This is a genomic window from Sulfuricaulis sp. (assembly GCF_041499725.1).
Lineage (GTDB): Bacteria > Pseudomonadota > Gammaproteobacteria > Acidiferrobacterales > Sulfurifustaceae > Sulfuricaulis.
Genome location: NZ_JBGQKW010000086.1, coordinates 1 through 11,532 on the forward strand (window position 1 = coordinate 1; position 11,532 = coordinate 11,532).

The 11,532-nt window shown below is 60.3% G+C and carries 13 protein-coding genes; 6 read left to right on the forward strand and 7 right to left on the reverse strand.

Going from position 1 to position 11,532, the window contains the following annotated elements; translation table 11 throughout:
- The 4 genes from ACC569_RS12230 to ACC569_RS12245 all read left to right on the forward strand — a co-directional run.
- Positions 1 to 663: FAD-binding oxidoreductase (locus ACC569_RS12230; protein WP_372523814.1), on the forward strand; the 663-nt coding region annotated here is incomplete at its 5' end.
- A 28-nt stretch (positions 664 to 691) separates the two neighbouring features.
- On the forward strand, positions 692 to 901 hold the full coding sequence (locus ACC569_RS12235; RefSeq protein WP_372523815.1) for a hypothetical protein: 210 nt from the start codon (positions 692 to 694) through the stop codon (positions 899 to 901).
- On the forward strand, positions 898 to 1,299 hold the full coding sequence (locus ACC569_RS12240; RefSeq protein WP_372523816.1) for a hypothetical protein: 402 nt from the start codon (positions 898 to 900) through the stop codon (positions 1,297 to 1,299). Before ACC569_RS12235 ends, ACC569_RS12240 begins: the two co-directional genes overlap by 4 nt.
- 156 nt (positions 1,300 to 1,455) lie before the next feature.
- On the forward strand, positions 1,456 to 1,752 hold the full coding sequence (locus ACC569_RS12245; RefSeq protein WP_372523817.1) for an excalibur calcium-binding domain-containing protein: 297 nt from the start codon (positions 1,456 to 1,458) through the stop codon (positions 1,750 to 1,752).
- 114 nt (positions 1,753 to 1,866) lie between these two features.
- Here ACC569_RS12245 and ACC569_RS12250 read toward each other — a convergent pair whose 3' ends face one another.
- From ACC569_RS12250 to ACC569_RS12280, 7 genes are all read right to left on the reverse strand, one after another.
- Positions 1,867 to 3,111 carry a heme biosynthesis HemY N-terminal domain-containing protein gene (locus ACC569_RS12250; protein ID WP_372523818.1) on the reverse strand — a complete coding sequence of 415 codons (1,245 nt, stop codon included), beginning with the start codon at positions 3,109 to 3,111 and terminating at the stop codon, positions 1,867 to 1,869.
- Complete coding sequence (locus ACC569_RS12255; RefSeq protein ID WP_372523819.1) at positions 3,108 to 4,187, reverse strand: uroporphyrinogen-III C-methyltransferase; 1,080 nt, start codon at positions 4,185 to 4,187, stop codon at positions 3,108 to 3,110. The genes ACC569_RS12250 and ACC569_RS12255 overlap by 4 nt, the downstream gene beginning before the upstream one ends.
- 27 nt (positions 4,188 to 4,214) lie before the next feature.
- Positions 4,215 to 5,021 carry a uroporphyrinogen-III synthase gene (locus ACC569_RS12260; protein WP_372523820.1) on the reverse strand — a complete coding sequence of 269 codons (807 nt, stop codon included), beginning with the start codon at positions 5,019 to 5,021 and terminating at the stop codon, positions 4,215 to 4,217.
- On the reverse strand, positions 5,014 to 5,940 hold the full coding sequence (hemC, locus tag ACC569_RS12265) for a hydroxymethylbilane synthase (protein WP_372523821.1): 927 nt from the start codon (positions 5,938 to 5,940) through the stop codon (positions 5,014 to 5,016). Before hemC ends, ACC569_RS12260 begins: the two co-directional genes overlap by 8 nt.
- A gap of 180 nt (positions 5,941 to 6,120) precedes the next feature.
- Positions 6,121 to 6,867 carry a LytR/AlgR family response regulator transcription factor gene (locus tag ACC569_RS12270; protein WP_372523822.1) on the reverse strand — a complete coding sequence of 249 codons (747 nt, stop codon included), beginning with the start codon at positions 6,865 to 6,867 and terminating at the stop codon, positions 6,121 to 6,123.
- Complete coding sequence (locus ACC569_RS12275; protein ID WP_372523823.1) at positions 6,864 to 8,018, reverse strand: sensor histidine kinase; 1,155 nt, start codon at positions 8,016 to 8,018, stop codon at positions 6,864 to 6,866. The genes ACC569_RS12270 and ACC569_RS12275 overlap by 4 nt, the downstream gene beginning before the upstream one ends.
- A 2-nt stretch (positions 8,019 to 8,020) precedes the next feature.
- Positions 8,021 to 9,073: a sensor histidine kinase gene (locus tag ACC569_RS12280; protein WP_372523824.1), complete on the reverse strand. Its 1,053-nt coding sequence runs from the start codon at positions 9,071 to 9,073 to the stop codon at positions 8,021 to 8,023.
- A 533-nt stretch (positions 9,074 to 9,606) separates the two neighbouring features.
- Between ACC569_RS12280 and argH the strand changes: the two genes are divergently transcribed.
- Both argH and ACC569_RS12290 read left to right on the forward strand, forming a co-directional pair.
- A complete protein-coding gene (argH, locus tag ACC569_RS12285) occupies positions 9,607 to 10,998 on the forward strand; it encodes an argininosuccinate lyase (protein WP_372523825.1) in 1,392 nt (463 codons plus the stop codon).
- Between the two features lie 153 nt (positions 10,999 to 11,151).
- Entirely contained in the window at positions 11,152 to 11,490 is a 339-nt protein-coding gene (locus tag ACC569_RS12290; protein ID WP_372523826.1) for a nucleotide pyrophosphohydrolase, read from the forward strand.
- Positions 11,491 to 11,532 lie beyond the last annotated feature (42 nt).

The following is an 11,532-nucleotide window of genomic DNA, read 5'->3' on the forward strand; positions in this document are numbered from 1 at the left end:
ATCGACATCCTGCTGAGCGGCAACCAACGGCGCAGCTTTTCTCTCGCCACCGCGCCGCACGCGGATGAATTGCTCCAGTTGCATATCCGCCATGTTCCGGGCGGATTGTTCAGCGAGCAGGTCTTCAGCACGATGAAGGAAAGGGACCTGCTGCGTTTTCAGGGCCCGCTCGGGACTTTTTTTCTGCGCGAAGATTCTGATGTACAGGGAAGTACAAATGCCGCGGGAGACAGGAAGTCGGGAGCGGCGGATCGCCCGGTGATTCTGGTCGCCGGCGGCACCGGCTTTGCACCGATCAAGAGCATTCTCGAACATGCGTTTGCCACAGGCATCAAGCGGCCGCTGCATCTGTACTGGGGCGTACGCGCGCAGCGCGACTTGTACCTGCACGATCTGCCGCAGGCGTGGGCCCGTGAACAGCCACACTTCCGCTACACGCCGGTGCTTTCCGAGCCTCAGTCCGAGGACCATTGGAGCGGTCGCAGCGGCTGGGTGCACGCGGCCGTGATTGCCGATCACCCCGATCTGAGCCGGCATGAGGTGTACGCCAGCGGCCCGCCGCCCATGATCGAGGCGCTCAAAAAGGCGGTAAAAACCCATGGCCTGCCCAATGACCGGCTGTACTATGATTCATTTGAACACGCCCACGCGTCAGGTTCCTGACGCGGTCTGTCTCAAGGGGAGATCAACGATGCGAATATTTCTTACTGTGATGGCGTTGATGACGTTGCTGGCAGCGTGCGATGGGCAGAAAAAAGATGTCAAAGACACGGTGTTCGGTTCTCAAGTACAGATGAAGGACAAGGCGCGCGCCGTGGAAAACACCCTCCGACAGGGCGCGGATAAGGAGCGCGAAGCGATCGAGTCTTCCGAAAAGCCCCGCGAACCGGAACAAAAGTGAACGCCACGATCCAACTCTATGGGAAGCCGGTGCGCGTGGAACTGACTGCCGCCGCCGAGCGCGCGCTGGAGAAGCGTGCCGAGTCCCTGTACGCCGAGGTGCAACTGATCTTCGGTTGCATGGTCGCCAAGCGCGTGTGGTTCCGCGATGAGGCGAACGAGAACGCGGTTCCCGTCACTCCGAAGCTCAGTGTGTGGTTCAGGCCGGCGCGTTATGAGAAGGCGTGCAGTTTCGATGAGATCGACAATGGCGCCGTGGCCAGCGACTTCCCGATGGCCGTGGACCGGAAGGGTTTCGTTCCGGACGTGGTGCACATCGATTACCGCGCCGGGAAATATATCGGTGATTTCACGTATTCGATGGAATTTTGTCGCTCGCAGGCTAAGATGCCTAAGTGACCAGGATAAAAAAGCATTTGCCGTTTCGTTTTTTGAAATCGCTTTGTTTGTTTTCGCAATATCAGAGAATTTAAAAGGTTGAGCTTGATGGATCAGATTATACGGCGGTTTTGAAATCGAATTTATAGTTAGGACTTGTAACAACCAGAGCGAAGCATGAAGAAAATCATCGTAATACTTATCGTGCTTGCACTCGGCTGGTATGGGAACCAGAAATACCGAAGCTACAAACAGGGGCAGCTATTGGACACATCTGAAGCTGTGGCGGTGAATCTCGGTCGTACAAAATCTGAAATGCTGTCAGACAAAAGTCAGTTCAAGTGCGATGGCAGAACCTACTGTTCTCAGATGACCTCATGCGAAGAGGCTAAATTCTTTATAAAAAACTGTCCCAACACAAAAATGGACGGCAACAACGATGGAATTCCATGTGAGCGGCAGTGGTGCGGATAGCGTTCAAGACATCGCCTATATATGGCACGGCAAGCCCCCTAACCAGTCGCTCCAGCCGACGTCGCCGCTAACACGGCGACCGCGCGGTTGAGCTTGGTCGTTAGGGTTGAGAATTTATCGCACCGCGCGGAAGCGGGACGCGGGTGATCCTTGTTCGCGCGCAGGGGTGGCGCGTAGTTCATTGGCGTACATTTCCAGACCGCGCCGGTAGTAGTTGAGCGCCTTGTCTTTTTCTCCGAGACGTTCCATCAGATTGCCCAGTTCGTGGTAGGCCTCGGACGGACCGTGCAGCGTCAGGCACTGTTCGAAATAGCCGCGCGCCTTGCCGTCCTGCTTGTTATGCAGGGCGAGACGCGCGAGCGTCAGCAGCAGTTTCGGGTCACCGCGATGCGATGACAGCCAGCCTTCGGCCGTTTCAAGCTGTTCGGCCGTATTCTTTCCCGGCGCCTGGCCGTACAGTTCGACCAGGGTAGAGTCCCAGCCGTCCTCGATGGCGGCGCGCAGCACGGATTCAGCCCGCTCCATTTCACCTTGCTGGATGAGCTGGCGGGCGTAGATCGCGATCATCGAGGGATTGCGCCGCAGCGTTTTCGGTACTGCGTTCCAGGCTTTTTCCAGCACGCCCGGCTTGCCGGAGGGCAGCGAGAGCTTGAGCAACTCGCGATGCGCTTGCAGTTCGAGGGCATCGACTTCCTTCGCGGTCATGGCATAGCTTTGGCGCAGGTCCGGGAGCAGTTCGATCAGGCCGGTCCAGTCGCGTAATTCCAGATGCACCTGCGCGAGCAGTTTCAGCACCTGCCGGTGTTTCGGCGCGTTGCCCCGCAATTCATTCAGGGTCGCGAGCGACTGCTCCAGCTGACGCGCCTGGTGTTGCAGATAGGCCTGCGTCATCCCGATGGCGAGGTCGTATCGCGACGCGTTTTTGTGCGCCAGTGCCAGGTACTCGTCACGTTTCTCGCTGTTGCCCTGACCCTCGCAGGCCATGGCGGCGCCGAGATAATTCAGCAGGGGAGTGTCGCCATGCCGCATGCCGGCGAGCAGCTGCGTCTCCGCCTCCACCCAGTTTGCCTCCGCGAGATTGGTCAGTCCCTGGAGGAGCGCCATGCGCGCCCGCCGCGCCCGCCGGCGCGTGCGCCAGCGTCCGACATCGCGGGGAATACGCCAGAGGCGGAGGATAATGTACAGGGACAGATAGAACAGAAAGGACACGACGATCATCAGCGGGATGAAGAGCGTGAGCGACATCTCGATGCTCCACGGCGCGTGCGCAATGAGCACGTAGCCCGGATTGTCGAGGGCGTAAAGCGTGATCAGCGCGGCGGCAAACAGCAGCGCGATGATGAAAAACAGCAGTTTCACGGTTCGGCCTTTCGGCCGCTGAGGCGGCGCAGGGTGGTGAGCGAGGCCGTGATGTCCGGCAGATCGGTGACGATTCGCATGCCTTGCAAATTGCCGAGTTCGCTCTGTGTCGAGATCACGCTCTGTGAATTCAGATCGAAATAATCCTTGATCAGGCGTTGCGCCGATTTGAGATTCTGTTGATAGGTCGGGATGCTGCCCTGCAGCAGCGCCTGCTGCGCTCCGTACAACATCAGGCGCAAGTTCTCGCGCAGGAAATATTGCTGCTCCGGCGGCAGCAGCGGCCGTTGCGATTCCATATCGTTGCGGATGCGCACGAGGGACAGGATATCCTGCCACAGGCTGCGCGCCGTCTGCCGCCAGCCGGTGTCCGCCGCGGCTACTTGGGGGCCGCCCTGTTCGGCCCGTGCCTTGCCCGGTTCGAATTCATGCAGCCGGGTATCGGTCGCCAGCGGCAAGCGCTCCACGGTGTCGGCCAGGGTCGCGAGACGCAATGTGATGCCGCCGATATCCAGCTTGTCGAGCGACTCGAGCAGCGATATCTCGCGCGCCAGTTCGCGCCGCACCGGCAGAAGTTTCGGGCTGGCCAGCAGATGCAACTGCTGATCGGCGGCGCGCAGGGCGGCCAGGGCGGAATGCGTGTCGCGCGCAAGCTGCAGGCGGTTGTTGGCGATGACCAGCAGCTGCTCGGTCTCGGTCAGAGCCCATTCCAGCCGGTTGCGCGCGAGATCCGTGTTAACCTTCTCGAGCGCGGCGTGGAGTGTATCCTGGGTTTCTTTGAGAGCCTTGATGTCCTTTTCGGCGTTAGCGAGCAACTCCTGCTTCTGATTGGAGTCGGACTCGATGCGATCGAGCGCGCTGACCACGTCCATGGAGAACAGATCCGCATTCTGATAGAGCACGGTGTACCAGATATAGCCGCACGCGATAAGCGCGAGAGTGGCGAAGATCAGCGCCAGCCCGCCGCGGACGCGGCCGGGAGCCGTCTCGCCGGCGGATTTCTTCAGCGGGTGTTTGTTGCGCCGGGAAACGGCGTGTTGCTCGTCGGAGGTTTTCTTGGCGTCCGTGTCATTCATGGGTAACGGCCTGTATTGGTATGGTGATTATAGGGTTTTTTGCGTTCCCCGCCACGTCTTGATGGCCTCCAGGATGGCCTCGTCACTCGCCTGAGCCGCGACCAGCGGCTCGGTTTTAATGCCCAATTCGCGGCAAACCTCGGCCATGCGCGCGCTGACGACAATGACGGGGGTTCGGGCGAGCCACCGTTGCCCGGCCGGGCCCAGCATGTCGAACAGGTTGTGCAACCCGTCCACGCTGGTGAGGCTGACGATATCGATTTCGCCGCGCGCCCAGCGATGCAGCAGCGGCGTGACATCGGTGCGCGGGCGCGTGCGCCGGTAGCATTCGGCGTATTCGATATCGGCGCCGCGCGCCTTGAGCGTATCGCCGAGCAGTTCGCGTCCGCCCTCGCCGCGGAAAATGACGATTCTGTTTCCCGTAACCTGTTGCAGCTCGGGCAGCGCGAGCAGCGCCTCGCTGTCGAACCGTCCCGTCGGGACGATCACGTTTTCGGCGCCGAAGTGTTTGAGTTCACGCGCGCTTCCGCGCCCCACGCAGGCGATGCGCACGTTCCGGGGCCAGGCGTTACGGCGTGCAAGAATAAGGTTCATCGCCCGGTTGACGGCGTTGGGGCTGATGAAGATCGCGAGGCCAAACCGATCCAGCCGGTCGATCACGGTGAGCAGCGCCTGGGTGTCGTTCGGTTCCGCGATCTCGATCACCGGGAAGCGAATCGCCTCGCCGCCTTCGCCCTCGATGAGGAGCGCGAGTTTTTCCGCCTGTTCGCGCGGACGGGTGACGAGCACGCTCACACCTTGCAGCGCGTGCCCGGGGGAAGCGGATTCAGGCACGTCCGTATACCTTGTCGAGGATGTCCTTGGCGCCTTGCGCTAGCAGTTGCTGTGCGAGCTGTGCGCCCAACTGCTCGGCCTGCGCCGCCGGCCCGCGCAATTCCGCGCGCAGCAGGCGGCTGCCATCCGGTTCGCCCACGAGCCCGCGCAGAAGCAGTTGATCGCCGTGCAATTCGGCGTAACCACCGATGGGGACCTGGCATCCGCCTTCGAGGCGGGCATTCATCGCGCGCTCCGCCGCCACGCAGATTTGCGTCTCGCGGTGATTGAGCGGCGCGAGCAATTCATTGGTGGCGGCATCGCTCTCGCGGCACTCGATGCAGATCGCGCCCTGGCCCACGGCCGGGAGGCTGACGGACGGGTCGAGCCGCTGGCGGATGCGTTCCTCCATACCCAGACGTTTGATGCCGGCCACGGCGAGCAGGATGGCGTCAAATTCGCCGGCATCGAGTTTGGCCAGGCGCGTGTTGACGTTGCCGCGCAGCGTGATGATCTCGAGCTGCGGATTAGCCTCATGCAACTGGCACTGCCGGCGCAGGCTCGAGGTGCCGACGCGCGCGCCCTGGGGCAGCGCATCGAGCGTCGCGTAGCGGTTGGAGATGAAGGCGTCGCGCGGATCTTCACGCTCGCACACGACCGACAGATGCAGGCCATGCGGGAGCGTGGCCGTCACGTCCTTCATGGAATGCACGGCGATGTCGATGCGGTTTTCGAGCAGTCCCTGCTCCAGTTCCTTGATGAACAGCCCCTTGCCGCCGACTTTGGCCAGGCTGCGGTCGAGGATGCGGTCGCCCTCGGTAGTCATGGTGACGAGCTCGACGCGCAGGCCGGGGTGACGCCGCGTGAGCGCGTCGCGCACGTAATGCGCCTGCCACAGGGCCAACTGGCTTTTGCGGGTTCCGAGGCGGAGGGTTTTCAAGTGAGGTTTAAGTTCCAGAGTATTAATGCCGATTCATTCTATTACATATTTTATTTTGCTTCTTTTGGGGGATCAGCGCCCTCTGTCGAGCGGCCTGCGGCCGCGCTCAACTGCATAATTGCGGGCGGAGCCACCCGCAATTAGCTGTTCAATCGTGCGCGTAGCGCACGCTCCATCGAATCAGGCGTTCATCGGCCGGTTGCGCGCCCAGCGCCGCACCTGCGCCGTGTGGCGGCGGCTGACGTCGAGTTTCTTATCATACCCCTTGAGGCTGATCTGCCACGTGCCGGCCGGGTTCTTCTCGATGCCCTTGATGGCGCCCGTGGACACGAGCGCGTTGCGATGGATGCGCAGGAAGCGCTCGCCGAACTCCTTCTCCAGGTTCACCAGCGAGTCTTCGATCAGATGTTCTTCCGTCGGCGTGCGTATCACGACGTATTTGCTGTCGGCGAGAAAGTAAAGAATATCCGGTATCGGCACGAGGCGAATGTTGCCGCGCAGGTGCACGCTGATGTGCGTGCGCACCATGGGCTCGGGACGCGCGTGTGTGATCTCGTCGATCTGCTTCATCGTGAGTTTATGCGCCTTGGACAGTGCTTTCGCCAGCCGATCCTTGCGAATCGGCTTGAGTAGGTAATCCACGGCGTTGACGTCGAAGGCGTCGAGCGCGTGCTGATCGTAGGCCGTGGTGAAAATCACCGCTGGCGGATTTTCCATGCCCATGAGATGCATCGCGGCCTCGAGCCCGTCCATGCCCGGCATGCGGATGTCCATGAGTAGCACGTCGGGATTGAGTTCGGCGGACTTTTCGACCGCCTCGGCGCCGTTCATGGCATCGCCCACCACGGTGTAGCCACCGATGTCGTTCAGCAATTCGCGCAAACGGTCGCGCGCCAGTTTTTCGTCATCTACGATCAGCACTCTCATGGATTGTCTCCGCGCGTTGGCAGTATCACCGTGACAGTAAACAGGCCGTCATCCTCGGTGCTTTGCAGCGAGGCCTGCTCGCCGTAATGGCTCTGGAATCGCTGGCGTATGTTACCCAGCGATTGCCCCGGTATTGATTTAGCCTGCTTGGGTTTGGTTTTCGGGAGTGGGTTGGATATCCGAATGTGAATCCGGTCGTTTTCCTCCCACAACCGTACATCCACGGCTCCGCCGGCTGGCAGTTCCTCGATACCGTAACGGATCGCGTTCTCGAGCAGCGGTTGCAGCGTCAGCACTGGCATCACACTCTTGCGCGGTAACTTGCCGATGTCCCAGTTGACCACGAGCCGGTTGTCGAGGCGCAGCGCCTCGAGCGCGAGGTATTTTTTCGCGACATCGATTTCATTCTTGACAGGCACTAGCATCTCGTCCTGCGAGAGCATCATGCGAAACAGGTCGGCCATGTCCTCGATCGCGGTCTCGGCCTTGTCCGGCGCGCTGCGAACCAGCGAGGAGATGATGTTCAGGCTGTTGAACACGAAATGCGGGCGGATGCGCGATTGCAGCGCCTGCAACTTGGCGCGCGTCTCGGACAGCGTGCGCTGGGTCAATTCGTGCTTGGCGAGGAACAATCGCAGCAGCAGCCCGTTGATGATGGCGCTGACGGTGAGATTGAGGATATGGAAATCGGCATACCATGCCGGGCGCGCGGTCTGGATCCGGCCGAGTGCCCACAGCAGCCAGATGGCGCACTCACTCACGAGGAAGGTGGTGAGCAGCAGCAACAGGTAGGCCATCACCAACGCGCGCAGGTTGGGCAGGCGGTTGAGGTATTTGCGCGTGTAACACAGCACGGCGGTGCCCGCGAGCGCCACCCACTGGATGAACAGCGAAATCAGCAGCAGGTCCTGCAGCACGGTGGGTGACAGGAAATTGCGCGGGATGATGAGATTGATCACGATGGCGAGCATCTCCGCGACCACCACGACGTTGAACACCACCTCGCCGGTGCAGAAGTTCGGCAGGAATTCGGCTTTCATTTCCGGCAAGGTTTCGGTCGCCGGCAGCAGACGCTCCAGGCTTTTCTCGATATTCCGTGCGCGTTCCCTGAGGCGATCGAGGAATAGCCGGCTTTTGGCGGTGAGCTCCATCGTCATCCCCGGATGATCGGCATCTTGACCTTGACGTGATACTGGCCGCCTTCCTGAATGACCTGCATGCTGGCAGCACTGCCGAATTGGGTCGCCAGGCGCTGGCGGATGTTTTCCTGCGCGAGTTTGTTGCCCTTGCTGCGTGTCTGCTTGTGCACGTCCGGCAACGGATTGCTGATCATGATATTCAGCGTCTCGCCTTCGGCCCACATCTCGATCTTGATCGTGCCGCCGGCAAACCGCGGCTCGATGCCGTGATAGATGGCATTTTCCAAAAGCGGTTGCAGGGTCAACGCCGGCATCAACGCGGAACGCGGAATATTGCTCACGTTCCATGTCACCTGCAGCCGGTCGCCAAGACGAATCTTTTCCACTTCCAGGTACTGGCGCGAGATTTCGCGCTCGGCGGTCACGGGTACGAGTTTGCGCGCATCCGCGAGCAGCACGCGGAACAGGTCCGCGAGGTCGTGCAGCACCGCCTCGGCCTTGTGAGGATCGCTGCGCGTCAGCGAGGCAACGCTGTTCAGGCTGTTGAACAGGAAATGCGGGCGTATACGCGATTGCAGCGCTTGCAGTTTGGACTCCTGCTGCAGCTTGCCATCCACTACTGAACGTTTCTGCAAGATCAGGTAGCGTATCCCCAAGACGCCGATAATGCCGGTGATCATCAGGCTGCGAATCAGGAGCGAATCTCGCCATGCCGGAATACTTTCGTCGATCAGTTCAAGATGATGGAGCAGAAAGATAATCCCGTTGGTGCCGAGCGAGGTAACCAGCAGCAATAGCAACACCGCCAGCACCGAGCCAGTTCCCGTCGAGGCCCGCTTGAACAGCGGCGAGGCGATTTTCAGCACCGCGAAACTGCACAGCGCGATGGATACCGCAAACAACGACAGCAGCGAAAAATCCTGCCAGGCCTGTTCGTTGAAGTCGGTATTGCGCCCGATGGTGATAATGATGGCGATCAGTTCGGCCAGGATGACGAACCGGATCAGCATGCTGAAGGTCCCGAAATCGGGTAGGTGATGCGACTTCTCGACGCTGGCGTTGGACATGGAATCCGTTCTGACGTACAACCTTCAAGCGTTTATCATGACCCGGTTAAACGACAGGATACGACGGCGCTTGCGCCGGAATAATGCTCCTCTCGGGCCAGGCGGTTGGTGAATGACAGGGTAGACGTAACCACCCAGTACATTTATAGCTTAATTATATATTTTTCAGCGTCTTGGTGGGCGCCACGCAGGCAAAAAACACCGGTTCATTTGAGCGACATCTCAAGTATACTTTCAACGGCGCGGCCAAAAGCCAAAAAAAACCCCCCGTTTTGAGGCGGGGGGCCTAATCCTGATTCGGAATTCGGGGTGGGGGTGCACAAAGGAGAGTCCGAACCAGGCGCTACAGAATGAAAAATAGCTGGGTTATACCGCGGTAACAACGAACGGCCGATAATCGTAGGACAGACACGGATGGGCGGGCCGGAAACCGGTATTCTGACAAGCACGACAAGGTTTTGGCGGCTGGCGAATAACGCCGTCCTGTGTCAGCTTTCTGTCCCGATCACACACTCTTGTCGCTGAACAAAGCCATGGCAAAAGAAAAACCCTGGAGCGGGCGCTTCACCGAACCCACCAACGCCATCGTCGAGACCTTCACGGCCTCGGTGTTTTTTGACCGGCGCTTGTACCTCTACGACATCATGGGCTCGATCGCGCACGCGCAGATGCTGGCGCACGTGGGCGTACTCACGAAAAAAGAACGCGGCGCGATCGTCAAGGGCCTGAAAGAAATCGAAGCCGAAATCGACGCGGACAAGTTTTCCTGGAGCGTGGCGCTCGAGGACGTGCACATGAACATCGAAGCGCGTCTGATCGAGCGCATCGGCGAGGTCGGCAAGAAGCTGCACACCGGCCGCTCGCGCAATGATCAGGTCGCGACCGACCTGCGGCTTTATTTGCGTGACGGCATCGACGTCGTGTCCGACGCCATCGCGCAACTGCAGAAAGCCATTCTCGATCTCGCCGAGCGCGAGGCGGGCACGCCCGCGCCGGGCTTTACGCATTTGCAGGTCGCACAGCCGATCACCTTTGGCCATCATCTGCTTGCGTGGTTCGAGATGCTCGTGCGCGATGCGCAGCGCCTCCGGGATTGTCGCAAGCGCGTGAACATCATGCCGCTCGGCGCCGCAGCGCTGGCTGGCACGAGCTATCCCATCGACCGCGCCTACACCGCGAAGCTGCTCGGCTTCGACGCCCCGGCGGAAAATTCGCTCGATGCCGTTTCCGACCGCGACTTCGCCATTGAATTCGTGTCAGCCGCGGCGCTGCTCATGACGCACCTCTCGCGCATGTCCGAGGAACTGGTGTTGTGGTCCTCCGCCCAGTTCGGCTTCGTCGAGCTGTCGGACGCCTACTGCACCGGCTCGTCCATCATGCCGCAGAAGAAAAACCCCGACGTGCCGGAGCTGGTGCGCGGCAAAACCGGGCGCGTGACCGGTCATCTGGTCGCGCTGCTGACGCTCATGAAGGCGCAGCCGCTGGCGTACAACAAGGACAACCAGGAAGACAAGGAGCCGGTGTTCGACACGATCGACACGGTGCTCGGCAGCCTGCGGGTATTCGCCGGCATGATTCCGGGCATGAAGGTCAAACGCGATCACCTGCTGCGCGCCGCGGTCATGGGCTTTTCCACGGCCACGGATCTCGCTGACTATCTGGTGCGCCAGGGTGTGGCCTTCCGCGACGCCCACGAAATCGTGGGCAAAGCCGTGCGCCTCGCGATCGACACCGACCGCGACCTGTCGCAGATCGATCTCGATGAGTTCAAAAAGCTCAGCACCGCCATCGGCAAGGACGTTTACGGGGTACTGACGGTGGAAGGCTCACTCGCCGCGCGCAATCATCTCGGCGGTACCGCGCCGACGCAGGTCAAGGCGGCGGTCAAGCGCGCCCGCAAGCGCCTCATCCGGCCCGGCAAGTAAATAAGTCTCCCGTTCGCCCTGAGCTTGTCGAAGGGTGAACGGGAAGTCCCGTAAGTTGGAGGCGATTCGTCCGTTCGTGGTTCGACAGGCTCACCACGAACGGACCCGATCTGAGTTTCCTCAGATCGCTTTTAGGCCCTTGGAGATTTTGTCATGGAGACTCTCGATGATCTGAAGCAGCGCCTGCGCGAATTTGCGCGCGAACGCGACTGGGAGCAGTTTCACTCGCCTAAGAATCTCTCGATGGCGCTGATCGTCGAGGCCGCCGAACTGGTGGAGCATTTCCAGTGGTTGACCGAAGCGCAGAGCAAACATCTGCCGGAGAAAACCCTGCGCGAAGTGGAGCAGGAGATGGCCGATGTCTTCATCTATCTCAACCGCATGGCCGATCTGCTGGGCGTGGACCTGATGGACGCCGCGCGGCGCAAGATCGAACTCAACGCCAAGAAATATCCGGCACATGAAGTGCGCGGGAAAGCAGATAAGAGATAACTTACTCTTTTATGGGGGAACAGCCTCTGCTTGACATGATCG